Here is a 24592-nt window from a genome sequence, read left to right as displayed (position 1 = left end):
TGTCAATTGCCCGGCTTCAATATGTTGTATGTAGGTGAGTATGTATCAGTACCTATAGTGTTCTGGCTTGAATGGGCCCGTTGGCGCCACGCCGATATAGGCTGCCTGTTCGCCACTAAGCTCGGTCAGCTTGGCCCCAAGCTTGTCGAGGTGCAGTCTTGCGACCTTTTCGTCGAGATGCTTTGGCAACACATAGACCTCGTTCGTGTAGTGATCGGGCTTGGTCCATAATTCGATCTGGGCCAGCACCTGATTGGTGAACGAGGCTGACATCACAAAACTTGGGTGACCAGTCGCATTCCCTAGGTTGAGAAGGCGCCCTTCGGAAAGGAGGATCATGCGCTTGCCATCGGCAAACGAGATCATGTCGACCTGCGGCTTGATGTTGGTCCATTTCTGGTTGCGCAGAGCAGAAACCTGAATTTCATTGTCGAAGTGGCCGATATTGCCGACAATCGCCATGTCCTTGAACTTGCGCATGTGATCAAGGGTGATGACATCCTTGTTGCCGGTCGTCGTGATGATAATGTCGGCATTCGCCGCCGCATCATCCAGCGTCACTACTTCATAGCCGTCCATCGCTGCCTGCAAGGCACAGATCGGATCCACTTCTGTGACCTTGACGCGCGCGCCGGCGCCGCTGAGCGAGGCTGCCGAGCCTTTGCCAACATCTCCGTAGCCGCAAACAACCGCGACTTTGCCGGCCATCATGGTATCAGTGGCGCGGCGGATGCCGTCGACCAGCGATTCCTTGCAACCGTATTTATTGTCAAATTTTGACTTGGTAACCGAATCGTTGACGTTGATTGCCGGGAACGGCAGCAACCCCTTCTTCTGTAATTGATACAGCCGGTTGACGCCGGTGGTGGTCTCTTCGGTGACGCCCCGGATAGCCTCACGGTTGCGGGTGAAGAAGCCCGGTGTGGCGGCCATGCGCTTCTTGATCTGGGCAAACAGGATTTCTTCTTCCTCGTTGCCAGGGTTGGACAACACGTCTTCGCCGGCTTCGGCGCGCGCGCCAATAAGGATGTACATGGTGGCATCGCCACCATCGTCGAGGATCATGTTGGTGGTTCCGCCATCACTCCACTGGAAAATCTGGTCCGTATACTGCCAGTATTCGTCCAGCGTTTCGCCCTTTACCGCGAAGACAGGAATGCCCGAGGCGGCGATGGCCGAGGCGGCATGATCCTGTGTCGAGAAAATATTGCAGGAGGCCCAACGTATCTCCGCGCCAAGCACCTTGAGTGTCTCGATCAGAACTGCCGTCTGGATGGTCATGTGCAGCGACCCAGATATGCGGGCGCCCTTCAACGGCTTCGAAGCGCCAAACTCCTCGCGGCAGGCCATCAGGCCCGGCATTTCGGTTTCGGCGATGTTAATTTCCTTACGACCGTAATCGGCCAATGCAATATCTGCTACATGGTAGTCTTTGATGCCAGCCGCCATGATGGTGCTCCGTGCGAGGATGTGGTGGTTCGCGATCAAACGCGATTTGATACGTGGAATTGGTGCCCTGACTATCAGAGGACGCCAGCCTCTACAATGGACATAAAGAAATCATTATCTCTGCATGTGTCCGACGAGGCCTACATCTCTTCGCCGAAGCGATCTGCTATCAGCGTCTGGAGTGCATCAAGCACGAGTTCAGCATCTGCGCCCGATGCCGAAACGCGGATGCAGCATCCCGGACTTGCCGCCAACATCATAAGCCCCATTATTGATGTTCCACCCACGGTAGTACCGTCCTTCTCTACCTCGACGACAGCGTCGAAGCCGCTCACCAGCGAAACGAACTTCGCCGAAGCGCGGGCGTGAAGGCCCCGCTGGTTAACGATCAGGAATTCCCGGGTGGGTTTCATCGCCGGATTGCGGGCATCCGGTCCGGTCATCGGCTGCTCAGAAGCTGGCTGGCGACATTGATATATTTTCGACCGGCCGTTTGAGCCTCGGCGAGCGCCGCTGCCATATCATCGCCGGCACGCACGCTCGAGAGCTTGATGAGCATAGGCAGGTTCATCCCCGCAATCACTTCTACACGACCAGGTTCCATCACCGAGATCGCGAGATTGGAGGGCGTGCCGCCGAACATGTCGGTCAGGATTACAACGCCGGCACCGCTGTCAGCATTGCCAACTGCCTCAACAATGTCGCGGCGGCGCTGCTCCATATCGTCGTCGGCACCGATGGCGACGGTTTCGAATTTTTCCTGGGGTCCGACGACGTGTTCAACGGCGTTGCGGAACTCCTCGGCCAACTGACCGTGCGTCACGAGCACGAGTCCGATCATTCTGCTTTGGCTCCCGTCATGGCCCTTTTGGGCTCATCATACTTTCGCCAGCCGGCTTGCCCGGCGGCAGGAGCGCTATCTTGTCGACCGCAGGCCCGTTGACAAGCACAATTTTGCACCCCGTAGAGCCATTTTGACGCATTTGCAGGCGGTCTGGCACAGAACTACCCGAAAGGTGATGCCGCCAACCACGCGGCGACTGCCTGAGTTGCGGACGCTGCGCTGCCTGCGGCAAGCTGAAGGCGTGAAATTTGGCATCCGGCGAGGACACCATGCGCCGGTTCGGGAAAACGCTCCGCCTGTTGATAAGGCACTAACTGGACAAGCAGGTCGGCGATCATTCTCGCCTCGTGACCGATTTGCCTTGGACCGAGGCCAAAAACCTCGATGAGCCCAGCGATGGGCTCTGGTGTGTTGCAGATCACGCGCCCATCAACGGTGCGGACCAATATCTGATCATCACAGACCAGCCTGCTGAATATGCCTCGCGAATTGAAACGGTCGAGCAGGGCCAACGCGAGCGTGGTTTTTCCCGATCCGGACGGGCCGCTGATCACCACGCCCCGATCTCCCAAAAGCACAGCAGAGGCGTGGATGTTGTCTGTCGGCACAGCTCAGCTTTCTGCCGGAATTGTTACCAAAAACCGTGCACCGCGGACTTCGCCCGGTTTGCCCCCTGGGATATTTTCCGCGGTCAGCGTGCCGCTGTGCGCTTCTACAATCTGGCGGCTGATCGACAGACCGAGGCCGGAATTCTGGCCGAAAGCCTCACCGGACGGGCGGTCGGTGTAGAAGCGCTCGAAAATGCGCTCGATATTATCGGCACGAATGCCAGGCCCGTTATCTTCTACCGTCAAGACGACAAATTTGCCGTGACGCGAAAGCGAAATGGCGATGCGACCACCTTCATCGGACACAAAGGAACGAGCATTCTCAATCAGGTTGGTAATCACCTGGCCCAGCCTGAGATCATGACCTATCACCGTGAAGCCTTTGCCCTGCGGCGGCTTGTCAGACTGAAAGGTGATCTCGACCTTCTTTTTGTGGCGCGCTGTTTCCTGCGATGCATCCACCAAATCAGTCAGGAATACTTTAAGATCAAGACGGCGTGCGTCGTCGCGGGCCAGTTCAGCGTCAAGCCGCGATGCATCGGAGATGTCGGTGATCAAACGGTCGAGGCGGCGAACATCGTGCTGGATGACGTCCATCAGGCGGCCACGTGACTCTTCATTCCTGGCTAATGGCAGTGTTTCGACAGCGCTGCGAAGCGAAGTCAGCGGGTTTTTCAGCTCGTGTGAAACGTCGGCTGCAAAGCTCTCGATCGCCTCGATACGAGCATAGAGCGCGTTGGTCATGTCGCGCAGGGCGACCGACAGGTTGCCAATCTCATCCTGCCGATCGGAAAAGTCAGGGATCTCCTCGCGGCTTTTCACACCGCGCCTGACACGGACCGCGGCTGCCGATAGGCGGCGCAGCGGGTTTGCGATGGTCGATGCAAGCAACATTGAGAGGACGACCGTTACCAGCGCTGCGACACCAAACACGCGCAGGATCGCCTTGCGTTCTTCCGCCACGATCTTGTCGATGTCGCCGCCTTGAGTGGACAGCATCAAGACACCCATCACTGCCCTGAAACGCTGTACCGGGACCGCAACGGAAACGATCTGTTCTCCCTGCTCGCTCACACGGACCACTTTCGAGGGGACGCCTGTCAACGCGCTCATGACCTCGGGGAATGCAGACCCGTTACCGCCTGGCTGTTCCTTGTAAAGTGGCAATCCCGAACGGCGGAAGATGGTTGAGATAAAACGCTCTATCCGCGTCAGCGCGCCCTCGTCTTCTTCTTCGACGGGCGCAAGGTCGTAGCGCAGGATCTGGCCGCGCGAATACAGATGGCGTGAATCGAGAAGCAGATTGGCGTCTCGATCGTAGATGCGGGCCCGCGTGCGCGTGGGTGAGATCAGTCGCCTCAGCACCGGCGCAACGCGCTCCGGATTGATCGGGAAATCAAGGCTGTCCAACTGATCCGATCCCGGCGCGAGGCTCTCACCGGCCTGTAGCTCGAGCAGCTTCTCGGGATCGATGCTGATGGAGTCGGTCTCGACGGTTGCTGATGACGCTATCGCTCCGGCGATAATCTCACCCTGCGTCATCAGGCTCTCTACCCGCGCCTCGATCAACCCGTCGCGGAACTGGTTCAGATAGAGAATGCCGGAGACAAGCACGCCCAATCCGGCGAGATTGAGAAACAGGATGCGCCGCGTGAGGCTGGAAAACATATAATGGCCAAGCAGGCGCTGCAGCCGCAATGTGAGCTTGCTCACGAGCCGCTGCGGTCGCTTTGTCGTTGTTGGTCTTTTCGCCGCTTCTACCGCCATGTGCACCAGGCCGACCCGGGGAAGGCTTACGCCTCGCGGAAACGGTAGCCTACCCCGTAAAGCGTTTCGATCATCTCGAAGTCGTCATCGACCGATTTGAACTTCTTGCGCAGCCGCTTGATATGGCTGTCGATCGTTCGATCATCGACATATACCTGCTCATCATAGGCCGAATCCATCAGCGCGTCACGGCTTTTGACCACACCCGGGCGCTGCGCAAGCGAGTGCAGGATCAGGAATTCAGTCACGGTGAGCGTCACCGGCTCGCCCTTCCAGGTGCAGGTATGGCGCTCCTGGTCCATCACCAATTGGCCGCGCTCCAGCGAGCGGGACTGCTGGTTCGGAGTTTTGGCGGCCGCTTCACGGGCGCTGACGCGGCGCAGCACTGCCTTGACCCGCTCAACCAGAAGACGCTGCGAGAAGGGCTTTCTGATAAAATCATCGGCACCCATCTTGAGGCCAAACAATTCATCGATCTCGTCGTCCTTGGATGTCAGGAAGATGACCGGCAAATCAGTTTTCTGGCGCAGGCGGCGCAACAATTCCATACCGTCCATGCGCGGCATTTTGATATCAAGTATGGCAAGGTTCGGCGGACGGGCCGCCAGACCCTCAAGTGCGGATGCCCCATCGGTATAGGTCTCGACCCGATATCCCTCCGATTCCAGAGCAATCGAAACCGATGTCAGAATGTTTCGGTCATCGTCGACAAGCGCGATCGTGGCCATATCAAGCGGCTCCCTCATGAGCGGATGTCCCTTCCATTATGCGGAAGGGGCTTTTGGAGGACAAACTAGGCACAAAATGTGGCATGAACTTCCGCCAATGTCACAGTTGAAGGCGGTACGCCACCCCGACTGCTATCCAGGTCTCGCAACGCAACGCCTCCGATCCTTGGTCAGCGCGTCACCCTTTCGTGTATTCTGGCCTGCAATATAAACGGTTTAAAAGATTTCTAAAATCTTTAAATCGATTAATGATTTGATATCACTCATCTTTTCTGTTTCTCGATTAGTTCGCCTCGTAACGGATCGCGCCAGCGCCTGTTCCGACGGATTGGAACAAGCTGCGACTGGGAGCCAGTATGAACGAGATGGGCAAACGCAATCCTTCCTGCGGGATTGACATGGCGGGACTGCACACAACTGGCAAGGTCCACTATAATTTCGGCGCAGCGCAGCTCTACGAAGAGTCTTTGCGCCGCGGCGAAGCCATCCTCACCGCACATGGCGCGCTGCTTGCCGAAACCGGCCAGCACACAGGGCGGTCGCCTCAAGACAAATTTGTCGTGCGCGATTCCAACACTCAAAACACCGTATGGTGGGACAACAACAAGGCGATGACGTCGGCGCAGTTTGACACGCTGCTCGCCGATTTTCAGGCCCATGCCACCACCCGCGACCTGTTTGTACAGGATCTCATTGGCGGGGCAGACCCCGCCAATAGCCTGCCTACGCGCGTCGTCACTGAATATGCATGGCATTCGCTGTTCATCCGCAACCTGCTTATCCGCCCGGACGCTGTGGCTTTGGCAGGCTTCCTGCCGAAGATGACAATTATCGATCTACCATCGTTCCGCGCGGACCCTTCCCGCCATGGTAGCCGTGGCGAGACAATGATCGCTGTTGATCTGACGCGGCAAATCGTTCTGATCGGTGGCACATCCTATGCCGGTGAAATGAAAAAATCGGTTTTCACCGCACTCAACTACCTTCTCCCGCAGAACCGGGTGATGCCGATGCACTGCTCGGCAAATGCGGGACCTGACGGTGACGCGGCGGTATTCTTCGGGCTTTCGGGCACCGGAAAGACAACCCTTTCAGCGGATCCGAAGCGGACACTGATCGGCGATGACGAGCATGGTTGGGGCGATGACGGTATTTTCAATTTCGAAGGTGGCTGCTACGCCAAAACGATCCGGTTGTCGGCATTAGCCGAGCCAGAAATTTTTGCCACCACTCAGCGTTTCGGCACCGTGCTTGAAAATGTCGTGCTTGACGAGGAGCGCGTCCCCGACTTCGACGATGGAAGCCTAACGGAAAACACCCGTTGCGCCTATCCGCTCGATTTCATCCCCAACGCCAGCGAGACTGGCCGCGCCGCTCATCCTAAGAACATTATTATGCTGACCGCAGATGCTTTCGGCGTGATGCCCCCGATTGCCGCGCTGACGCCGGCGCAGGCGATGTATCACTTTCTTTCCGGCTACACCGCCAAGGTGGCTGGGACTGAAAAGGGCGTAACCGAACCTGAAGCCACCTTCTCCACCTGCTTTGGCGCGCCGTTCATGCCGCGCCACCCGTCGGAGTATGGTAATTTGCTGCGTTCTCTGATCGCCGAGCACAAGGTCAATTGCTGGCTTGTGAACACCGGCTGGACAGGTGGAGCGTATGGCACTGGCAAGCGCATGCCAATATCGGCCACTCGCGCATTGTTGTCGGCAGCACTTTCCGGCTCACTCCGCAACGGTGAGTTCCGCACCGACGCGAATTTTGGCTTCGCGGTGCCCGTGCATGTTGAGGGTGTAGACCCGGCGATCCTCAATCCGCGCGGGACTTGGGCAGATGGTGCGGCCTATGATCGGCAGGCAAAGCTGCTTGTTGAGATGTTCATCGCCAACTTTGCCAAGTTCGAGGCGCATGTCGATGGCTCCGTCCTGGGCGCCGCGCCCCAGGCTAGGGAAGCTGCAGAATAGTCTTGGCGCCCGGCAGAATCGAATTTTGAAGGTCCGGCGTCAGCGCCGGACTTTTCTTTTGTCTAAAACCGGGGCATGGCTTGTTGCAAGTGCTGAACCTGGAGCAGGCAATGTCGCCACGATCCCTATTTGGCCGATGCTTGTTCCAACTTGAGGCCAGAGCACAATGAGCGCGGGCGGCATCGACATCGGCCCAGGCGTCTTCATCGGCGAAGACGAGCTTGTAGAAAACTTTATCCGCTCGTCGGGTCCCGGCGGCCAGAACGTCAACAAGGTTGCAACGGCGGTTCAGTTGCGCTTCGACGCTTTTAATGCGCGCGGGCTGCCTGAACGCGTTCGCGAGCAAACCATCAAGCTCGCAGGACAGCGCGCCACCAAAGATGGCGTTATTGTCATTGAAGCTGGACGCTATCGCACACAGGAGCAGAACCGGGCCGATGCACGAGGACGCCTGACCGCACTGGTTGCCAAGGCGGCCGAGCCGCCGCCGAAACCGCGCCGCAAGACGAGGCCAAGCAAGGGCGCGGTGGAGCGGCGGCTGAAAACCAAAGCCGGGCGTTCAACCGTGAAAAAGCTGCGTGGCAAAATAGAAAACGATTAATGGCAGCTGGCACCGAGAATGAAATGCGGCTTCCAATTTTGTGGCCCAGATGCAAAGTTGCGTCATCGCGGCAACATAGAGAGGGCCCTTCATCATGGGTATGTTCGATTTCGTTAAATCCGTCGGCAAGAAGCTCGGCATCGGCGGCGACGACGCTCCAAAGGCAGAGGATCTGAAAAAAGATCTCGATTCGCACAAGCTTGGAACCGAGCAGGTGCAGATCGAGATTCAAGGCGACAAGGCAATTCTCAAGGGTGTGGTTGCCGACCAGTCCGCTTTCGAGAAAGCAATCATCGCCGTGGGCAACACATTGGGTGTCTCAAAGGTCGAGGCTGGCGAATTGAGGGTGGTGGCCCCGGAATCAGGCCTGAAACTTGACCCGTCGGTGGATATGAATTCGGTGATCGCGGCAGCAACGCCTGCCAAGGAGCCGAAATTCTATACTGTGGCCAAGGGCGACAATCTCTGGAAGATCGCGGAAAAGGCCTACGGCAAAGGTAAGGGCGCCAAGCACCCAATCATCTTCGAGGCCAACAAGCCGATGCTCACGCATCCCGACAAGATCTATCCCGGTCAGGTGCTGCGTATTCCCGATATCGAAACGGCTTGACCGCGGCAGGTTTCGCGGCTTTCCAATGGAACGGCGGCCCCAGGCCGCCGTTTTCGCTTTGAAAGAGGCAAACTTCGCAGGCGCTCATGCTCGTTCTTCCAAAAGGTGTCCGGCATATACCAGGATATCTGACCCGCGACGCGCAGGTAGCGCTCGTTGCCGATGTCCGCGCAGTCGTGGAAGCAGCTCCGTTTTATCGACCGGAAATGCCCAGTACTGGCAAGCCGCTCAGTGTAAGAATGACCAATTGCGGGACACTCGGATGGGTGACGGACCGGCAGGCAGGCTATCGGTATCAGGCAAACCACCCCGAAACGGGGACGCCCTGGCCGACGATACCAGCGGCCTTGCTGCGCATCTGGAGTGACGTTTCGGGGTATGCTCATCCACCGGAAGCGTGCCTCGTTAATTTCTATGAGCCGAGCGCCAAAATGGGCCTGCATCAGGACAGGGACGAACAGAATTTCGACGCCCCGGTGGTTTCGATTTCGCTCGGCGATAGCTGTCTGTTTCGCGTTGGCCAAGCGCGGCGCGATCTGCCTACCGTTTCATTTCGTCTCGAGAGCGGGGATGTGGTTGTTCTGGGCGGCGCGGCCAGGCTTGCCTTCCATGGCGTCGATCGAATTTATCCGTCGACATCGGGTCTGCTCAAAAATGGCGGGCGTATCAACTTGACCTTGCGACGGGTGACAACTCCAGCCGAGGCCGAAACGCGTTCATAATTTGCGCAGCGCTACTTCCTCCACAAGATGGTCCGCGCCCTTGCGCAAGATGAGGTCAGCGCGAGGACGCGTAGGCAATATGTTTTCCTTGAGGTTCCTGAGGTTTATATTTGTCCAGAGGCCCTCCGCTATGGCGCGTGCCGAATCTTGCGACAATTTTGAATAGCGGTGAAAGAAGGAGTCCGGGTTGCGGAATGCTGTCTCTCGCAACCGCATGAAGCGAGTGATGTACCACTCATGTATCTGGCTCTCCTCCGCGTCGATGTAGATCGAAAAGTCGAAGAAATCGGAAACGAAGGGCACCGCCTTGCCATCTTGGGGCAATTCACGGGTTTGGAGTACGTTCAGCCCCTCGAAAATCAAGATGTCTGGCCGGTCGATCGTCACGAACTCGCCAGGGAGAACATCATAGGTCAGATGCGAGTAGAGTGGCGCGCGCACGTTGGGCTGGCCAGATTTGATGCCGGAGAGGAAGCGCAACAACGCGCCGACATCATAGCTATCGGGGAAGCCTTTTCGCTCCATCAGGCCTTTGTTGCGTAAAATCTCGTTGGGAAACAGAAACCCGTCGGTGGTAACGAGATCAACCTTGGGGCTCGATGGCCAGCGGGCCATCAGTTCCTTCAGTATGCGCGCTGTGGTGGATTTTCCGACCGCCACTGATCCGGCCATTCCGATGATGAAGGGCGTCTTGACCGCATTGTCTGTGTTGAAGAAAACGCGGCGCTGTTCAAACAGAAGCTGGCTTGCCTCGACATGGGTCGAGACCAACCGCGACATAGCCAGGTAAATACGCCGAACCTCGTCCAGATCGATCGGATCATAGAGCGAGCTTAACCTGCGCACCTCGTCTTCGGTGAGGGTGAGCGGCGTGTCGGCGCGAAAATGCGCCCATTCAGCCGCGGAAAATATCCGGTATGGGGAGTATTTTTCAGTCGGAACCAGCTGATCCAATGAGCATACCCTTCTGCAGTGTCGGTAGCCTTTAGCGCGACGCTTTTTCGGCAGTCCCGCTTCGGGCGGTGCGCTTTTCCAGCTCGGCTGTAACTTCTGACAGGGGAACCCCTGCCACCGCCAGCACCACCATCCAATGATAGATGAGATCGGCACTCTCGGAAACGAGCCCCTCACGGTCGCTTTTCACAGCCGCTATTACCGTTTCCACGGCTTCTTCGCCCAGCTTCTGGGCTGCCTTGTCCATACCTGCGGACACGAGCTTCGCAGTCCATGATTGCGGGTCGCCCGAGGTTGCGCGATCCGCGATAATCTTTTCCAGGTCGGAGAGTGAGAATGCGCTCATTGCGGCGCTTTAAGTCGGTTGTCCGGCTGAGTCCAGCCGCATGGGGATGCCCGCGCCCGCCATAAAGGCTTTGGCCTCCGAAATCGTATATGTACCAAAATGAAAGATCGACGCTGCCAGAACTGCGGTCGCATGGCCTTCTCGAATGCCAGCAACTAAATGATCGAGCGTGCCGACACCGCCAGAGGCGATGACCGGGACGCGCACCGCATCAGCCACCGCGCGCGTCAGTTCAGTGTCGTAGCCTGACTTGGTGCCGTCGCGATCCATGGAGGTCAACAGCAGCTCCCCGGCGCCGAGATCCACTACTTTGCGGGCAAACTCGATGGCGTCGATGCCAGTGCGTTCGCGCCCCCCGTGGGTGAAAATCTCCCATCGGTCGGTTTCTCCAGCGCCTGAGACTTTCTTGGCGTCGATGGCAACAACAATACACTGATTGCCGAATTTGTCGGCAGCAGCTGCCACAAACTCCGGGTTTTTCACCGCCGCCGTGTTGATCGACACCTTGTCGGCACCGGCCAGCAGCAGTTTGCGGATGTCGGCAACCGCGCGCACACCGCCGCCTACCGTTAGCGGCATAAAGCAATGGTCTGCGGTGCGCGCAACGACATCAAAAATAGTTTCCCGTCCCTCGTGCGTGGCGCCTATATCGAGGAAACACAGTTCGTCAGCGCCCGCCGCATCATAGGCTTTTGCGGCCTCGACCGGATCTCCAGCATCGATTAAATCGACAAAATTGACGCCCTTGACAACACGACCGTCCTTGACGTCGAGGCATGGAATGACACGGGCTTTGAGGGTCATCGCTCGACCTCGAACATGGCCGGCTCCGGGCTATTTTCGCCACGCAGGACCGACAGCGCTTCCGCTGGATCAATGCGACCATCATAAAGCGCGCGACCGGAGATCGCGCCTTCAAGCTTGCGCGCGTCCGGCATCGTCATCCGCACAATGTCGGCTATCGACGCAAGCCCGCCTGACGCAATGACGGGAATGGATACTGCTTCAGCCAGAGCAATGGTGGCTTCCCAGTTGATGCCCGCAAGCACGCCGTCGCGATCGATGTCTGTGTAGATGATGGTCGAAACGCCCGCGCCCTCGAACTTTTTTGCCAAATCGACCACCTGGAGCGTCGAGGCTTCGGCCCAGCCCTCTACCGCGACATTCCCGCCTTTGGCATCAATGCCAACCGCAATCTTTCCCGGAAATTTCCGGCACGCCTCGATCACAAGCGCGGGGTCTTTGACGGCGACGGTGCCGAGAATAACCCGCGCCAGGCCTTTGGAGAGCCAGCTTTCAATATGGTCCAGTGAGCGAATACCACCGCCGAGTTGGACCGGGTTTTTCGTCGCTTTAAGTATGGCTTCAACGGCTGCGCCATTAACCGATTCGCCGGCAAACGCCCCGTTCAGGTCGACCACATGCAGCCATTCGAAACCCTGGCTCTCGAACGTTTTTGCCTGGGCCCCCGGATCAACATTGTAGACCGTCGCCTGGTCCATATCGCCAAGCTTTAGGCGAACGCATTCGCCGTCCTTGAGATCTATAGCTGGAAAAAGGATCACGGCTTCCACCTCAGGAAATTGGCAATAAGCGCCAGACCCAGCGTCTGGCTCTTTTCAGGATGGAACTGTGTGCCCACGAGATTGTCGCGTGCAACCGCAGCAGTAACCGCGCCGCCGTAATCGGTCGTCGCCAAAACCTGCTCGGGTTTGGAAGCATCCAGTTGATAGGAGTGCACGAAATATGCGTGCAATCCGCCTGGGCCGGTGTCGATCCCGTTGAACAGCGGATGCTCGTGCTGAACCGAAAGCGTGTTCCAGCCGATCTGTGGAATTTTCAGGCTCGCGTCAGCCGGGGTAATTTCTTTCACGTCACCCGCAATCCAGCCAAAACCCTGAGTAACCGTCTTTTCAAGCCCGCGCTCGGTCATCAGTTGCATGCCCACGCAAATGCCCAGGAAGGGCTTTCCCCGCCCTATCGCGGCCTCTTCAACCGCCTCCCACATGCCCTCCACGGACTTCAGTCCTGCTGCGCAATCGGCGTAAGCCCCGACGCCTGGTAGCACAATGCGGTCTGCTGTTCGGACGCGCTCTGCGTCCGAAGTCAGCTCAATCCGCGCAGCAATGCCTGCCTCTCGCGCAGCGCGCTCGAAGGCTTTGGTGGCTGAGCGAAGATTGCCCGACCCGTAGTCGATGATAGCCACGCGCATCAGGTCGTTCCAGAGCTCAAGAGCAGGTCGGTATTGGCATGAGTGGAGACCTGCCGTGCGGCCGGCTTCAAATGCACCCACTGTTGTGGATTTTCGCCAGCCTCCAAAAGGCCTTGCTCGACCATATAGCGAACTTCTGCTTCGTCGTAATTGTTGGCCTCGAACGCGCCGCTATCTTGCCAGCCGCGGCGACGAAGCGCCCAAAGTCGCAGCGCCGAGGCTTCAAGTCCCAGATAGAGCGAGACCAACAGAGTCAGCCACGGCGCGGCTGTGCCAAGACCCGCTACAGCGCCAAGTCCGCCCAAGGCAAGCGTGGCAGCCAGTGCGAACGCAGCCTCAATCCATAGCCGGTGCCATAGCAGCCATGGGACAGGGAGCAGGAAGGCCAGATAGGTAAAGCCGTCGCGCACCAATACGGCATCGCCTGTTTCGGCGGATTTCGCCGGCTCCATTGCAATAAAAACGGCCATCGGCCCGCCCTTTTATATTAGCGTGCCTTTGGTGGAAGGCACCGCATCGCCCTGACGTGGATCTCGTTCAAGCGCGGTGCGGAGCACGCGCGCAACCGCTTTAAAGCAGGTTTCGGCGATATGGTGATTGTTGGCGCCATACCGGTTGGTCACGTGTAGCGTAATGCCGGCGTTCTGTGCCAACGCCTGAAAGAATTCGCGAACCAGTTCGGTGTCGAAAGCACCTACTTTGGAGGACGAAAACGCGACATTCCAGACCAGGAATGGCCGGCCAGAAACATCGATCGCTGCACTCGTCAGCGTCTCATCCATGGCGAGGTCCAGCGAAGCGTAGCGTGTGATGCCGCGGCGATCACCCAGAGCTTTCGAAATGGCTTGGCCGAGCGCGATACCGGTGTCTTCGACCGTGTGATGATCGTCGATGTGCAGATCGCCCATCGCCTTTGCCGTGATGTCTATGAGGGAATGACGCGAAAGCTGTTCCAGCATGTGGTCAAAGAAGCCGACGCCGGTGGAAATTTCGAAACTGCCATTACCATCAACATCAACGTCAACGCTGATTTCGGTCTCATTGGTCTTGCGGCTGATGCTGGCGCGCCGCTCGGTGCCGGAAGCCATGTGGCCATTCTCCGCTGTGTGAACGCGTGCCTTCTACCAGCATGGCGAGGCGAATTCCAGTTGCTGATCGTGAGGGCATTGCTCATGGTTTGCAAACTCATCGCCTATGCATACATATGATCGAACTTTACTCGTAGCGGGAGGTTGCCTTGGCGGGACTTCGCGATATCGGAGCCAGACATGTCAAATGAGTTGACCATGCACGCCACGACCATTGTGACCGTTCGCAAGGGTGGCAAGGTGGTGATTGCCGGCGATGGGCAGGTCAGCCTCGGCCAGACGATCATGAAGGGCAACGCCAAAAAGGTGCGGCGCCTTGGAAAAGGCAATGTGATTGCCGGGTTTGCCGGCGCCACCGCCGATGCTTTCACCCTTTTAGAGCGGCTGGAAGCCAAGCTTGAGCAATATCCTGATCAATTGACGCGCGCCTGCGTGGAACTTGCGAAAGACTGGCGCACGGACCGTTATCTGCGCCGGCTGGAAGCGATGATGCTGGTTGCCGATAAAACGGTGTCACTAGCCCTCACCGGCAATGGCGATGTGCTAGAGCCAGAACATGGCGTGATGGCAATCGGTTCTGGTGGTAATTATGCACTCGCTGCGGCCCGTGCCTTGATGGACACTGACAAGGGTGCCGAAGAGATCGCACGTCGGGCAATGAAAATTGCCAGCGAGATCTGCGTCTACACCAATGAGAGCTTCGTCATCGAGACGATTGATGCCGGCTAAGCGGATTTACCGCTATGATTTTCGTCCCCTCACAGAAGACGACCTTGCCGTGATTGAAACTTGGCTTGCCGAGGACGCCGATGCGTAAGGGCGCTACGCTCGCCGTCTGGAAAATCGGACTGGCTGCTGCAGTCGGACTGATCGTCCTTCAGGCCGCAATCCTTTACGGCATGGGCCGGCTGCCGATATGCGAATGCGGCACAGTCAAGCTATGGCACGGCGTGGTGATGAGCTCTGAGAACTCCCAGCACATTTCGGACTGGTACACGTTCTCGCACATCATCCACGGCTTTCTGTTCTATGCGGCCGCCTGGTATGTGTTTCCCAAAGCATCGCCCTGGCTGCGGTTGATTCCCGCGCTGTTGATCGAGGGTGGGTGGGAAATTCTGGAAAACAGCGATTTCATCATCAACCGCTACCGGGAAGGCACCATTTCGCTCGACTATTACGGCGACAGCATCGTCAATTCCATTTCCGACACGCTCGCCATGGTTCTGGGATTTGCGATGGCAGCATGGCTACCTATATGGGTTGTTGTGGTGATGGCACTGAGTTTCGAGTTCGGTGTCGGCCTTCTCATCCGGGACAATCTGACCCTCAACGTGATCATGCTGCTGCATCCGTTTGAGTCCATCCGGCAGTGGCAAAGTGGATTAACGCCAACATGAGTTCTTTTTCACCGCGTGAGATCGTCTCGGAGCTCGACCGCTTCATCATCGGGCAGAACGACGCTAAGCGCGCCGTTGCCATCGCCCTGCGCAACCGCTGGCGCCGCCAGCAGCTTGATGGCCAGATGCGCGAGGAGGTGATGCCCAAGAACATCCTGATGATCGGACCGACCGGCGTCGGCAAAACCGAAATCTCGCGGCGACTCGCCAAGCTTGCTGGCGCACCCTTCATCAAGGTGGAAGCGACCAAGTTTACTGAAGTGGGTTATGTTGGGCGTGATGTAGAGCAGATCATCCGCGATCTAGTCGAAGTGGCCATTGGGCTAGTGCGCGAAAAGATGCGCGGTGACGTGACGGCGCGTGCGCACATCAATGCTGAGGAGCGGGTGCTCGAAGCGCTCGTTGGAAAAACTGCCAGCCCAGCGACGCGCGATTCTTTCCGCAAAAAACTTCGGGAAGGCGACCTCGACGACAAGGAAATTGAGGTGGAGGTCGCCGATAACGGCGGCGGCGGGATGCCCGGGTTCGACATTCCCGGCATGCAAGGCGGTAATATCGGTGTCCTCAATATCAACGACATGCTGTCCAAAGCGATGGGTGGCAAGCAGACCAAGACGCGCAAGACCACCGTCAAGGAATCTTACAAGCTGTTGATCAGCGATGAATCCGACAAGCTTCTCGATCAGGATGAGGTCGTGCGCCAGGCGCTCGAAGTGACCGAAAATGATGGCATCGTGTTTCTCGACGAGATCGACAAGATCGCCAACCGCGAAGGCGGTATGGGGGCGGGCGTTTCGCGTGAAGGGGTGCAGCGCGACCTGCTGCCGCTGGTTGAGGGCACCACGGTTGCGACGAAGCATGGTCCTGTGAAGACCGACCACATCCTGTTTATCGCCTCAGGCGCGTTTCACGTGTCGAAGCCTTCCGACCTGCTGCCTGAATTGCAGGGCCGCCTGCCGATCCGCGTCGAACTGAGGGCGCTCGAGAAAAATGACTTTGTTCGAATCCTGACAGAAACCGAGGCAAGCCTGATCAAGCAATACATTGCCCTGATGAAGACCGAAGGGGTGGAACTGGAGTTCACCGACGACGCAATTGATTCACTCGCCGGAATCGCCGTGGACCTGAATGCCAGCGTCGAAAACATCGGTGCGCGACGCCTACAGACCGTGATGGAACGTGTACTGGACGAGATTTCGTTCAATGCGCCCGACCGCGGGGGGACCGCAATCAAGATTGACGCGGCTTATGTCGAAAAGAATGTCGGAGATCTGGCCAGGAATACCGATCTGTCGCGTTTCATTCTCTAGGCTTCATTCTCTCGGCTTGGTCGAAGCGGCGCAAAAGCGCTGTGCACTTTTGCTGGACCTGCTATAGGTGCGACCTGCTACAGCAGGCGGGGCGCATGAAACGTATTTTATACTTAATTTCCCTGGTGGTCTTTCTGGGCTGTTTTCCGCTAGCCTTCGCTGCCACACCGGTACCGCCCGGCAATCGCAACGCAGAACAGCCGGGGGTTCCGGGTGCATCGGCGCGCCGCACCAAGGCCAACAACACCACCTATGAAGCCAAATACCGCAAGATTTATGCGCTGATCAAAAATGACGGCAAGCTGCGGTCGAAAATCAAGCAGGCAGCCTCATTGTATGGCATCGATCCGATGCACATTGTCGGCGCGATTGTCGGTGAGCACACCTACAATGTCGATGCCTATGACCGGCTTCAGACCTATTACGTTAAAGCGGCGGCGTATCTCAGCAACAAGCTTGTTTTTGCTTACAATGGTGAAAGCGTGGGCGACTTCGTGGCGCGGCCGCAATTTGCCAAATGCAAGGGCATGCGCGACAGCTATGACCTTTGGAGTTGCCGCGAAGCCGTGTGGAATATGGCGTTTCGTGGAAACAACGTGGATGGGGCGAATTTTCCAAACAACCGATTCAGCGCGATTTTTTTTCAGCCGCTTTATGCGGGGCAGACGTTTGGGCTTGGCCAACTCAACCCTTTGACTGCCTTGCAGATGAGCGATCTAGTGAGCCGGATTTCGGGCTTGCCACAGCTTGATGCAGACGATGCGCAACGGGTTTATGAGACGATCATGGATCCCGATTTGACGCTTGCCTATGTCGCGGCAACGCTGAAGACTTCCATCGAAGCCTATAAGTCCATCGCCGGCTTTGATATTTCCCGAAATCCAGGAGTGACGGCGACGCTGTACAATGTCGGAAATCCTGAACAGCGGGCATATGCGCTGAAATCCGAGAATTCAAAGCGACAGGCTGCTGGTGAAGCGCCAAAGCTGCCGGAAGAGAATTATTATGGCTGGCTCGTCAATGAGAAAATGCCGGAGCTGCAAGCGCTTTTCTAGACTTCAGACCGTGGCGAACATTAGCGTCCACGCGACAGACAGGCGTGAAGCTGGGTGAGCAGCGTTTCGATCTCGTGAGGGTCTAGCTGGGATATGGTTTGCGCAAGGACGTTGGCAAGCTCGGTAGCGCGTGGTGACAGTCCGGACGTATCGACAACCACGCGCGGGTGGGATGCACCGGCGAGCTGTTCCAGTTCTTCCGCCTCGTCCCATATGATGTTGAAATACCCCATCATTTTCTGGAGCAATGCCCATGTGGGGATACCGCGGCGGCCATTTTCGAGCGCCGACAGATAGGCGGCGCTGACCCCGATTGCCTCGGCCATCTCTTTCTGCGTCACGCCTTTTTTGCCACGCAACTCACGCAGCTTCATGCCGAGGGGCGTCATCAGATATTCCCTTCGTCGGTAAATTTCCTCAGTGCCTTCGCAAGCGCACATAGATCGCGCCGAAGCCGCCATGGTGGCGCGCTGCGTCGGCATAGCTGCTCACCATAACGCGGAAGGCTGGAGTAGCTAGCCATTGCGGCACAGCGCGCCGCAAGACACCCTCGCTGCCGAAAGACGCCCCTTTACCTGTGATAACAAGGACATGACGTCTGCCTTCTGCATATGCGCGATGTAGGAACGCATAAAGCAGGGCATGGGCCTCGCTCTGGGTCATGCCATGCAGATCCACGCGACCCTCGATCGGCAGCCGACCCTTGGAGAGCTTTGTTTTTGTTGGAGGATCAAACGGGTGGATTGTATTCTTGCTGGGCTGGATAGTTTTCGGGGCCTCCATCGGAGTGGGCTGAGATTTCTCGGCGAGCAATCTTTCCAAAGCCGAGTGGTCAGCCGTTTCAGCTGTCCAATCCGGCTCTTCCACTCGCCCTTTTAACGGTTTGGCAGAACGAGCGATGCGGCCCCAGAGTACCCTGTCCTCATCAGTGAGCTTCTTTGCGATCGTCATGTATCGACCAGACGTCGGGGGATGAGCGCATAGAAGTCCGCGTCGTGGCGTACCACTCCAGCGATTTCTCCCGCCTCGCGGCCAGATCCCGCAAATAAATCGCCTCTGGCGTGGCCGACAATGGCTGATCCTGTGTCCTGAGCGATCATGAGGCGCGAGAAATGGCTTCCGCCAAAAGCCTCTAGCGTCGGAGCATGGATGTAGAAGGGGGTTCCAAAAACGTGAGCGAGCCGGTCGACGGCCATGGAACGCCCAGGCCTAAGAGGAACCTTGGCAGCGGCGACAGGACCGAGCCCGGCATCCTGCACCGGCTGCTCGCGGAAGAAGATAAAAGAGCGATTTTGCCGCAAAGTGTTGTCAATTGAGCTGGAATTGGCCCTAAACCAAGCCAAAATAGTTTCCATCGTTGCCGTTTTGCCGTCAATTTTACCAGTTTGGACTAATAGGGAACCCGGTCCAGTGAATCTTTGGCCTGACTTCGCCGCGTAGGTAAATCGCCGCACGGTACCATCAGGCATTTCCAGCCTGGCAGCGCCCTGGACGTGGATAAGGAACGTCTCGAGCTGATCTTCTAACCAGGCGAGTTCAAGGCCGCGACCCGCAAGCGCACCGTCCTCGATATCGGCGCGGTCGAAATATTCTCCGATTCCGTTTTCACTTTGACAGCCAAATGCGAGATAGGGGTCCATTCCAGCCGGTCGGTTGCTGTCATCAACGTCGACAAGGTCGCTTGGTCGACCATAAATTGGCCAGCGAAACTGGTGAGTTTTGACCGATGAAGCTTTCACTATGGGTTCGTAAAAACCGGTGACGAAGCCGCTATCGCGGTTGTCCGGCACGACCTTGCAAGGCACAAAATGGCGCTCGAAGAATTCTCGTGCCTCCCGTCGGTCGATGCGCTCGCGCAGATTGCGAGCTTCAGCATAGGCTTCACCGAAAGAGGCGCAGTCAATACCGAGCCCGCCGGTGCGATATGGCTTATCGAGGACCCGGAAAGCTGAGAGCCGGAAGGCCGGGAAGGCTTCCTCCTGTGCATCTTCCCCCCAGCCTGGCAGGCTGTGAAAGGTTGCAGGCTGAAAGGCGGGCGAGAGCGGCACAGCCGATACCTTCGCGGGAAGGGCTAGTCTTCAGCCTCGGTGGCGACAAGTTTCCAGTTCGGATCGCGCGACCGTGTGTCGCGAGCAAATGTCCAGACATCCTTGACCTCGGCAATCGCTTCGGCATCACCATCGACCACCTCACCAGCCTTGTCGCGGGTGACGGAAATCAGTTCGCTGACAATGCGCAAAGTGACATGTGCTTCGCCGCCGCCCTTTATCTCGGCCGAGACAATTTCGGCCTTGTTGATGCCGACAAATGAGGACTGTACTTTTTCGCCGCGCTGCTCGCGCTCAGCGATTGCGGCAACAAAGCCATCATAGACGTCGCGCGAGAGGAGGTTCTTGAGCGCTTTTCGGTCACCATCCGCGTAAGCCATCACAATCATTTCATAAGCCATCTTCGCACCGTCGACGAAGGGCTTAGGTTCAAAGCTTTCATCTGTCTGGCGGATCGCGCGAAGCCCATTATTGAGTTCGCTACCCGGCTTGGCGAAGGCATCGATTGCCTTGAACGCCTCCTCTGGCTCCCCTGCTGCGCGCTTGCGTGGCAGAGAGACGACATTCTCATTGGCGGTGGCAGGAGCATCCTTGTCGCGCTTACGACCGGCGGTATAGGGGTCGAACGGTGGCCTCTCGTGCCCGGTTCGTTTGCCCAGAACATTGCGCAGCTGGAAAAATATCACCACCGCAGCGATGACGAAGAAAATAGTACCGAAATCAAAAAATCCCATAGTATCCGCCATACTATCTCCAACCAGCACCCGCCGCCCACGGTTCGCTGCCACAGCCTCCGCATCGCACAATTATTCTATAATGCATATAGAACGCCTACACCGATCATTCAAATTGACGTAATCGGTGCCTATCTAAGACGGTATCCATTTCTAGCGACCCGGTGGGCGCAATCAACCAGAGAATCGAGACCCGTGCTTAGACCTGTGCTGATATTCCTTGCGATACCACTTCTGGAGATCGCTGTTTTTGTTATCGTCGGGCAACATATAGGCGCGCTGCCGACTGTGGCATTGGTGATTCTGACAGGGATCGGTGGCGCGGTTCTGCTGCGTATTCAGGGCTTCGGAGCTCTTGCCAAGATCCGATACCAGTTGGAGGCCGGAGGTGATCCGGGCCGGGAAATCGTGCATGGCGCAATGATTATGGTTGCCGGTTTTCTTTTGGTCATACCCGGCTTTGTGACTGACGCTCTCGGGCTGCTCCTGTTCATACCAAATGTGCGTGATGCGGCTTGGTCCTTCCTGAAAAGCAGGATGGCAATGGTCGACATGTTTACGAGGCGATCCGATACCCACGGAGGGCGCGCACGCGGGGGCAAAACCATTGACCTCGACCAGGACGAGTACTTCAAAAAGCGAGACGGCAAGGATCCGGCATCGCCGTGGCGCAAGCTAGAGGACGACAATAGCTAGGCGTTCAGTTCGCACAAACTTGTCACCGTTCGCGCGCCATGCTAGCCAAGCCGCGATTTTTAAGCGCCGGAAACGGCAAGAAAAGGATTTCGCGGTCAATGGCCACCAAAGAAAAAGCCCCTACTGGCGCGGCTACGAACGGAAATGGAAACGGTACGCAGGCTTCGCTTAATGTCCTGGTGCAATATGTGAAGGATCTCTCGTTCGAGAGCCCTGGCGCGCCCAACTCGTTGCGCGGTCGCGAAACTGCACCGGCCATCAGCATCAATGTGAATGTGAATGCGAACCCGCTTTCCGACAAGGAGTTCGACGTCAACCTGACACTAAGCGCCAAGGCCTCCCATGAGAAGGATGTGCTGTTCAATGTAGAGCTGGTTTATGGTGGCGTGTTCCGTATTGACGGATTCCCGCAGGAACACATGTTGCCGGTTCTATTTATCGAATGCCCTCGGCTGCTCTTCCCGTTTGCGCGCCAGATCATCGCTGAGGCAACCCGGAATGGCGGCTTCCCGCCTCTGATGCTGGATCCGATCGATTTTGCGCAGATGTTCCAGCAGAAGATCGCTGAGGACCAGGCAAAGAACAAGGTTCAGGTGAGCTGAAATCTTCAACGCCATACTGCATTCACAAAGCCCGGCCAATGAGCCGGGCTTTTTGCTGATCAGCCGGCGCCGAAGCGATTCCACAGGGCGGCTTCGCCAATGGCACTAACCATGGCTGCATGCGCAGCGCGCTCATTTTCAGTCATACGGGGCGACAGCTCACGTGGTCGTCTTTCCGCGACGAAGGCAATGCCTTCAATCTGCACAAGGCCTGGAGTTTCATTGACAACGACTTCCAGACCAAGGGCTGCCTGTTTGCCCCCAATGAGTTCAATATAGACCTCTGCGAGAAGCTCGGAATCAAGTAGCGCGCCGTGTTTGGTGCGGCGGCTGTTATCGATGCCGTAACGGCGGCAGAGCGCATCCAGCGAATTTGGACCCATCGGATGTTTTCGGCGCGCCAACGTCAATGTGTCGATGACCCGACCGGGCTCCACGTTCAATTGTCCGATTCGTCCGAGTTCGGCGTTGATGAACGCCATATCGAAGCTTGCATTGTGGGCGATCAGCTTGGCGCCATCGATGAATTCGAGAAATTCGTTGGCGATGTCACCAAAAACTGGCTTGCCGACGAGTTGGACATCGGAAATTCCGTGCACTGCCAATGCCTCGACGTGGACGCTGCGTCCCTGCGGATTGATGTAGTGATGGAAGACGCGACCGGTGGGGAAACGGTTGACCATCTCCACGGCGCCAATCTCGATGATGCGGTCGTCCCGGGCATCTAGCCCAGTAGTTTCCGTATCAAAGATGATCTCACGCATCGAATCACTCCCGCTGGCCGACACTAACGGCGCCGGAGCAGGGTTCAAACCGGGCGTTTCCGGTTGTGCCCTGCTTTCACGGCGGCGATAAATTTTTGCACTTCGGCGCGGGCGGCGTCGAAACCTTGGCTCGTGTCGATCACATAGTCGGCGAGCTTTCGTTTTTCGGCATCTGCCAGCTGCCTGGCACGAATTTTTAAAAATTTGTCTTCCGTCATTCCTTCACGTGCAAGAACGCGGCGCTGTTGGACTTCTTCCGGTGCAGTGACCACGACAACTACATCCACCCTGTCCTGACCTCCTGTCTCGAACAGAAGTGGTATATCAAGAACCGCGAGCGGGGCGGAAAACGCGCGCTGCTCAGCCAGGAATGCATCGGCGTCGGCGCGGACGAGAGGATGGACTATTTTCTCCAAGGTCTTGAGCGCTTGTGGTTTTCCGAGCACCGAGGCAGCGAGCTTTGTACGATCGACCACATTATCCACCGTCGTGCCGGGAAACGCCGCCTCGATCAGTGGCGCTGCGCTACCGGCGTAGAGCCGATGAACCGCGGCATCGGAATCATGGACTGGAATACCTGCTTCACGAAACATGTCGGCGGTGGTTGATTTACCCATACCGATGGAACCTGTGAGTCCCACCACAATCACGGCATTTGCTCCAAGTCTGAAACGATTCGGTTCCGCAATGACCCTGTCACATCCGGCCGTTTGCCGAACCAGCGTTCGAATCCGGGCACTGCCTGGTGCAGTAGCATGCCTAGTCCGTCTACAGTTCTAAGCCCACACCCCATTGCTTCGGCGAGTAGTGGGGTTGTTAACGGCACATAAACGATGTCGGTGACGATGGCCGCGGAGCGCATGGAGGAAAGATCGAACGCAATGGTCTCCTGTCCCTTCATCCCGAGAGCGGTTGTGTTGACCAGCAGATCAGCGTCGGTCAGCAACTCAGAAAGAGCATTCCAGCCATACGCATTGGCACCGATGCCGAAGTGGTCTGCAAGCTCTTGGGCCCGCGCAACCGTACGGTTGACGATGCGTATGTCGTTGAAGCCTCGCTGTTGGAGCGCAACGATAACAGCGCGTGCGGCCCCACCGGCCCCAAGGACAACGGCGCAGCTTCCCGTCGCCCATCCCGGCGCCGAAGCATCGAGGTTGGCAGCAAATCCATAGGCATCAGTATTGTCACCGCACAGGCGGCCTTCGTCAAACCAGAGTGTGTTGACGGCACCGATGAGTTCCGCTGCCTCGGTGCGGACAGCAGCAGCTGCAAACGCAGCTTCCTTGTGTGGGATCGTAACGTTTCCTCCAGCAAAGCCTGCCTGCTGGAGACCAGCGGCGAAATTTGGGAAGTCTTCGGGGGAAACATCGATGGCCTCATAGCTGCCAGCGATGCCAAGTTCAGTGAGCCAGGTGCCATGGATAAGAGGCGAGCGCGAATGGGCGATGGGGTGGCCGCATACAAACGCTTTGATCGGAGATAACTTATCCATCGATGGCATCCATTCTTCGCAACTCAGCGAGCAGAGGGAGGAGCGGCAGGCCCATGATGGTAAACGTGTCGCCGTCGATGCTTTCGAACAACTGGATGCCAGGACCCTCGATCTGATAAGCGCCGACGCTGGTGAGCGCCGTCTCGCCCACTTGCGCCAGGTGCCGCCCGACAAAACCCGGTTCAAGGGAGCGCATGGTAAGGCGCGCTATCCCGACATGACGCCAGAGCGTCTCGCCATTTTTGGCAAGCACCACAGCGCTGTTCAGTTGATGGGTCTTGCCAGAAAGTGTGAGCAAATGGCGGCGGGCCGCCTCCATGTCTGCCGGTTTGTGAAAGACTTCATCGTGCAACGATAAGGTCTGATCGCATCCGATAACCAGCGCGCCCGGATTTTTCGCGCTGACATCCAATGCCTTCGCCTCTGCCAGCACCTGCGCAATGTCAGCTGGAGTTGCACCGCTGCCGGCCAACGGGGCCTCGAGTGCACGTTCGTCAAGCGAGGCGGGGACAGAACTGACAACGATGCCCGCATCCATGAGAAGCTTTTTTCGGAACGGACTTCCTGAGGCGAGAATGATCTTTTGGGCTATGCTCAT

The 24592-nt window shown here is 57.3% G+C and carries 31 protein-coding genes; 10 read left to right on the top strand and 21 right to left on the bottom strand.

The window, feature by feature from the left end; all coding sequences use genetic code 11:
• Positions 1-45: 45 nt before the first annotated feature.
• The 6 genes from ahcY to GA830_RS04585 form a co-directional block, all read right to left on the bottom strand.
• On the bottom strand, positions 46-1449 hold the full coding sequence (gene ahcY, locus GA830_RS04610; protein ID WP_195163930.1) for an adenosylhomocysteinase: 1404 nt from the start codon (positions 1447-1449) through the stop codon (positions 46-48).
• A gap of 140 nt (positions 1450-1589) precedes the next feature.
• The gene (locus GA830_RS04605) at positions 1590-1892 is read right to left on the bottom strand and encodes an HPr family phosphocarrier protein (protein WP_195163929.1); all 303 of its coding nucleotides are present in this window, start codon (positions 1890-1892) and stop codon (positions 1590-1592) included.
• Positions 1889-2290, bottom strand: coding sequence for a PTS sugar transporter subunit IIA (locus tag GA830_RS04600; protein WP_195163928.1), 402 nt, complete (start codon positions 2288-2290; stop codon positions 1889-1891). Before GA830_RS04600 ends, GA830_RS04605 begins: the two co-directional genes overlap by 4 nt.
• Before the next feature lie 164 nt (positions 2291-2454).
• Positions 2455-2901, bottom strand: coding sequence for an HPr kinase/phosphorylase (locus tag GA830_RS04595; protein WP_195163927.1), 447 nt, complete (start codon positions 2899-2901; stop codon positions 2455-2457).
• Between the two features lie 3 nt (positions 2902-2904).
• Positions 2905-4668, bottom strand: coding sequence for a sensor histidine kinase (locus GA830_RS04590; protein ID WP_195163926.1), 1764 nt, complete (start codon positions 4666-4668; stop codon positions 2905-2907).
• A gap of 26 nt (positions 4669-4694) precedes the next feature.
• Entirely contained in the window at positions 4695-5396 is a 702-nt protein-coding gene (locus GA830_RS04585) for a response regulator transcription factor (protein ID WP_195164765.1), read from the bottom strand.
• A gap of 356 nt (positions 5397-5752) precedes the next feature.
• On the opposite strand from GA830_RS04585, the gene GA830_RS04580 reads away from it, so the two are divergent.
• The 4 genes from GA830_RS04580 (at position 5753) to GA830_RS04565 (ending at position 9296) form a co-directional block, all read left to right on the top strand.
• Positions 5753-7363 (top strand): phosphoenolpyruvate carboxykinase, encoded by a 1611-nt coding sequence (locus GA830_RS04580; RefSeq protein WP_195163925.1) that lies wholly within the window; start codon positions 5753-5755, stop codon positions 7361-7363.
• A gap of 166 nt (positions 7364-7529) precedes the next feature.
• Entirely contained in the window at positions 7530-7964 is a 435-nt protein-coding gene (gene arfB / locus GA830_RS04575) for an alternative ribosome rescue aminoacyl-tRNA hydrolase ArfB (RefSeq protein ID WP_195163924.1), read from the top strand.
• 94 nt (positions 7965-8058) lie between these two features.
• On the top strand, positions 8059-8574 hold the full coding sequence (lysM, locus tag GA830_RS04570) for a peptidoglycan-binding protein LysM (RefSeq protein WP_195163923.1): 516 nt from the start codon (positions 8059-8061) through the stop codon (positions 8572-8574).
• Positions 8575-8660: 86 nt separating this feature from the next.
• A complete protein-coding gene (locus GA830_RS04565) occupies positions 8661-9296 on the top strand; it encodes an alpha-ketoglutarate-dependent dioxygenase AlkB (RefSeq protein ID WP_195163922.1) in 636 nt (211 codons plus the stop codon).
• On the opposite strand, the gene coaA is transcribed toward GA830_RS04565, so the two are convergent.
• Genes coaA through hisB form a run of 7 tightly spaced genes read right to left on the bottom strand, consistent with a single transcriptional unit; the run spans position 9291 to position 13896 of the window.
• Complete coding sequence (coaA, locus tag GA830_RS04560) at positions 9291-10250, bottom strand: type I pantothenate kinase (RefSeq protein ID WP_195163921.1); 960 nt, start codon at positions 10248-10250, stop codon at positions 9291-9293. The genes GA830_RS04565 and coaA overlap by 6 nt on opposite strands.
• Before the next feature lie 31 nt (positions 10251-10281).
• Positions 10282-10596, bottom strand: a complete 315-nt coding sequence (locus tag GA830_RS04555) for a phosphoribosyl-ATP diphosphatase (RefSeq protein ID WP_195163920.1) — start codon at positions 10594-10596, stop codon at positions 10282-10284.
• Positions 10597-10605: 9 nt separating this feature from the next.
• Positions 10606-11400, bottom strand: a complete 795-nt coding sequence (hisF, locus tag GA830_RS04550) for an imidazole glycerol phosphate synthase subunit HisF (RefSeq protein WP_195163919.1) — start codon at positions 11398-11400, stop codon at positions 10606-10608.
• Positions 11397-12161, bottom strand: a complete 765-nt coding sequence (gene hisA / locus GA830_RS04545; RefSeq protein WP_195163918.1) for a 1-(5-phosphoribosyl)-5-[(5-phosphoribosylamino)methylideneamino]imidazole-4-carboxamide isomerase — start codon at positions 12159-12161, stop codon at positions 11397-11399. Before hisA ends, hisF begins: the two co-directional genes overlap by 4 nt.
• Positions 12158-12808: an imidazole glycerol phosphate synthase subunit HisH gene (gene hisH / locus GA830_RS04540; protein WP_195163917.1), complete on the bottom strand. Its 651-nt coding sequence runs from the start codon at positions 12806-12808 to the stop codon at positions 12158-12160. Before hisH ends, hisA begins: the two co-directional genes overlap by 4 nt.
• Positions 12808-13278: a DUF2628 domain-containing protein gene (locus tag GA830_RS04535; RefSeq protein ID WP_195163916.1), complete on the bottom strand. Its 471-nt coding sequence runs from the start codon at positions 13276-13278 to the stop codon at positions 12808-12810. The genes hisH and GA830_RS04535 overlap by 1 nt, the downstream gene beginning before the upstream one ends.
• Before the next feature lie 12 nt (positions 13279-13290).
• Positions 13291-13896: an imidazoleglycerol-phosphate dehydratase HisB gene (hisB, locus tag GA830_RS04530; protein ID WP_195163915.1), complete on the bottom strand. Its 606-nt coding sequence runs from the start codon at positions 13894-13896 to the stop codon at positions 13291-13293.
• Between the two features lie 180 nt (positions 13897-14076).
• Here hisB and hslV point away from each other — a divergent pair, with 180 nt between their 5' ends.
• The 4 genes from hslV (at position 14077) to GA830_RS04510 (ending at position 17658) form a co-directional block, all read left to right on the top strand.
• A complete protein-coding gene (gene hslV / locus GA830_RS04525; protein WP_195163914.1) occupies positions 14077-14625 on the top strand; it encodes an ATP-dependent protease subunit HslV in 549 nt (182 codons plus the stop codon).
• Between the two features lie 80 nt (positions 14626-14705).
• Positions 14706-15293, top strand: a complete 588-nt coding sequence (locus GA830_RS04520) for a DUF2585 domain-containing protein (protein ID WP_195163913.1) — start codon at positions 14706-14708, stop codon at positions 15291-15293.
• The gene (gene hslU / locus GA830_RS04515) at positions 15290-16603 is read left to right on the top strand and encodes an ATP-dependent protease ATPase subunit HslU (RefSeq protein ID WP_195163912.1); all 1314 of its coding nucleotides are present in this window, start codon (positions 15290-15292) and stop codon (positions 16601-16603) included. The genes GA830_RS04520 and hslU overlap by 4 nt, the downstream gene beginning before the upstream one ends.
• Before the next feature lie 95 nt (positions 16604-16698).
• Entirely contained in the window at positions 16699-17658 is a 960-nt protein-coding gene (locus tag GA830_RS04510; RefSeq protein ID WP_195163911.1) for a DUF1402 family protein, read from the top strand.
• Between the two features lie 20 nt (positions 17659-17678).
• Here the strand turns inward: GA830_RS04510 and GA830_RS04505 are convergent, their stop codons facing one another.
• From GA830_RS04505 to GA830_RS04490, 4 genes are read right to left on the bottom strand one after another with little or no spacing between them, the layout of a single operon-like run.
• On the bottom strand, positions 17679-18047 hold the full coding sequence (locus GA830_RS04505) for a helix-turn-helix domain-containing protein (RefSeq protein WP_195163910.1): 369 nt from the start codon (positions 18045-18047) through the stop codon (positions 17679-17681).
• 28 nt (positions 18048-18075) lie between these two features.
• The gene (locus GA830_RS04500; protein WP_195163909.1) at positions 18076-18609 is read right to left on the bottom strand and encodes a Smr/MutS family protein; all 534 of its coding nucleotides are present in this window, start codon (positions 18607-18609) and stop codon (positions 18076-18078) included.
• Positions 18606-19706 carry a murein transglycosylase A gene (gene mltA, locus GA830_RS04495; protein WP_195163908.1) on the bottom strand — a complete coding sequence of 367 codons (1101 nt, stop codon included), beginning with the start codon at positions 19704-19706 and terminating at the stop codon, positions 18606-18608. Before mltA ends, GA830_RS04500 begins: the two co-directional genes overlap by 4 nt.
• A gap of 23 nt (positions 19707-19729) precedes the next feature.
• On the bottom strand, positions 19730-20440 hold the full coding sequence (locus GA830_RS04490) for a Tim44/TimA family putative adaptor protein (protein ID WP_195164764.1): 711 nt from the start codon (positions 20438-20440) through the stop codon (positions 19730-19732).
• A gap of 195 nt (positions 20441-20635) precedes the next feature.
• Between GA830_RS04490 and GA830_RS04485 the strand changes: the two genes are divergently transcribed.
• The gene (locus tag GA830_RS04485; protein WP_195163907.1) at positions 20636-21136 is read left to right on the top strand and encodes an FxsA family protein; all 501 of its coding nucleotides are present in this window, start codon (positions 20636-20638) and stop codon (positions 21134-21136) included.
• A 98-nt stretch (positions 21137-21234) separates the two neighbouring features.
• Positions 21235-21738 (top strand): protein-export chaperone SecB, encoded by a 504-nt coding sequence (gene secB / locus GA830_RS04480; RefSeq protein ID WP_195163906.1) that lies wholly within the window; start codon positions 21235-21237, stop codon positions 21736-21738.
• Between the two features lie 59 nt (positions 21739-21797).
• Here secB and dnaQ read toward each other — a convergent pair whose 3' ends face one another.
• The 4 genes from dnaQ to GA830_RS04460 are packed head-to-tail and all read right to left on the bottom strand — an operon-like array spanning position 21798 to position 24592.
• The gene (dnaQ, locus tag GA830_RS04475; RefSeq protein ID WP_195163905.1) at positions 21798-22502 is read right to left on the bottom strand and encodes a DNA polymerase III subunit epsilon; all 705 of its coding nucleotides are present in this window, start codon (positions 22500-22502) and stop codon (positions 21798-21800) included.
• A gap of 44 nt (positions 22503-22546) precedes the next feature.
• Positions 22547-23152 (bottom strand): dephospho-CoA kinase, encoded by a 606-nt coding sequence (gene coaE, locus GA830_RS04470; protein ID WP_195163904.1) that lies wholly within the window; start codon positions 23150-23152, stop codon positions 22547-22549.
• A complete protein-coding gene (locus GA830_RS04465) occupies positions 23149-23994 on the bottom strand; it encodes a shikimate dehydrogenase (RefSeq protein WP_195163903.1) in 846 nt (281 codons plus the stop codon). Before GA830_RS04465 ends, coaE begins: the two co-directional genes overlap by 4 nt.
• The gene (locus tag GA830_RS04460) at positions 23987-24592 is read right to left on the bottom strand and encodes a Maf-like protein (protein WP_374939290.1); all 606 of its coding nucleotides are present in this window, start codon (positions 24590-24592) and stop codon (positions 23987-23989) included. The genes GA830_RS04465 and GA830_RS04460 overlap by 8 nt, the downstream gene beginning before the upstream one ends.

This window comes from Mesorhizobium sp. NBSH29, from assembly GCF_015500055.1.
Classification (GTDB): domain Bacteria; phylum Pseudomonadota; class Alphaproteobacteria; order Rhizobiales; family Rhizobiaceae; genus Neomesorhizobium.
Note: the sequence above shows the minus strand (reverse complement) of the source record. Positions and strands in the feature narration are given on the sequence as shown.

Coding starts and splice junctions, on each gene's coding strand:
- ahcY (WP_195163930.1), bottom strand. CDS start 1,449: ATGGCGGCTGGCATCAAAGACTACCATGTAGCAGATATTGCATTGGCC.
- GA830_RS04605 (WP_195163929.1), bottom strand. CDS start 1,892: ATGACCGGACCGGATGCCCGCAATCCGGCGATGAAACCCACCCGGGAA.
- GA830_RS04600 (WP_195163928.1), bottom strand. CDS start 2,290: ATGATCGGACTCGTGCTCGTGACGCACGGTCAGTTGGCCGAGGAGTTC.
- GA830_RS04590 (WP_195163926.1), bottom strand. CDS start 4,668: ATGGCGGTAGAAGCGGCGAAAAGACCAACAACGACAAAGCGACCGCAG.
- GA830_RS04585 (WP_195164765.1), bottom strand. CDS start 5,396: ATGGCCACGATCGCGCTTGTCGACGATGACCGAAACATTCTGACATCG.
- GA830_RS04580 (WP_195163925.1), top strand. CDS start 5,753: ATGAACGAGATGGGCAAACGCAATCCTTCCTGCGGGATTGACATGGCG.
- arfB (WP_195163924.1), top strand. CDS start 7,530: ATGAGCGCGGGCGGCATCGACATCGGCCCAGGCGTCTTCATCGGCGAA.
- lysM (WP_195163923.1), top strand. CDS start 8,059: ATGGGTATGTTCGATTTCGTTAAATCCGTCGGCAAGAAGCTCGGCATC.
- GA830_RS04565 (WP_195163922.1), top strand. CDS start 8,661: ATGCTCGTTCTTCCAAAAGGTGTCCGGCATATACCAGGATATCTGACC.
- GA830_RS04555 (WP_195163920.1), bottom strand. CDS start 10,596: ATGAGCGCATTCTCACTCTCCGACCTGGAAAAGATTATCGCGGATCGC.
- hisF (WP_195163919.1), bottom strand. CDS start 11,400: ATGACCCTCAAAGCCCGTGTCATTCCATGCCTCGACGTCAAGGACGGT.
- hisH (WP_195163917.1), bottom strand. CDS start 12,808: ATGCGCGTGGCTATCATCGACTACGGGTCGGGCAATCTTCGCTCAGCC.
- GA830_RS04535 (WP_195163916.1), bottom strand. CDS start 13,278: ATGGCCGTTTTTATTGCAATGGAGCCGGCGAAATCCGCCGAAACAGGC.
- hisB (WP_195163915.1), bottom strand. CDS start 13,896: ATGGCTTCCGGCACCGAGCGGCGCGCCAGCATCAGCCGCAAGACCAAT.
- hslV (WP_195163914.1), top strand. CDS start 14,077: ATGTCAAATGAGTTGACCATGCACGCCACGACCATTGTGACCGTTCGC.
- GA830_RS04520 (WP_195163913.1), top strand. CDS start 14,706: ATGCGTAAGGGCGCTACGCTCGCCGTCTGGAAAATCGGACTGGCTGCT.
- hslU (WP_195163912.1), top strand. CDS start 15,290: ATGAGTTCTTTTTCACCGCGTGAGATCGTCTCGGAGCTCGACCGCTTC.
- GA830_RS04510 (WP_195163911.1), top strand. CDS start 16,699: ATGAAACGTATTTTATACTTAATTTCCCTGGTGGTCTTTCTGGGCTGT.
- GA830_RS04505 (WP_195163910.1), bottom strand. CDS start 18,047: ATGACGCCCCTCGGCATGAAGCTGCGTGAGTTGCGTGGCAAAAAAGGC.
- GA830_RS04500 (WP_195163909.1), bottom strand. CDS start 18,609: ATGACGATCGCAAAGAAGCTCACTGATGAGGACAGGGTACTCTGGGGC.
- GA830_RS04490 (WP_195164764.1), bottom strand. CDS start 20,440: ATGGGATTTTTTGATTTCGGTACTATTTTCTTCGTCATCGCTGCGGTG.
- secB (WP_195163906.1), top strand. CDS start 21,235: ATGGCCACCAAAGAAAAAGCCCCTACTGGCGCGGCTACGAACGGAAAT.
- dnaQ (WP_195163905.1), bottom strand. CDS start 22,502: ATGCGTGAGATCATCTTTGATACGGAAACTACTGGGCTAGATGCCCGG.
- GA830_RS04465 (WP_195163903.1), bottom strand. CDS start 23,994: ATGGATAAGTTATCTCCGATCAAAGCGTTTGTATGCGGCCACCCCATC.
- GA830_RS04460 (WP_374939290.1), bottom strand. CDS start 24,592: ATGAGCATAGCCCAAAAGATCATTCTCGCCTCAGGAAGTCCGTTCCGA.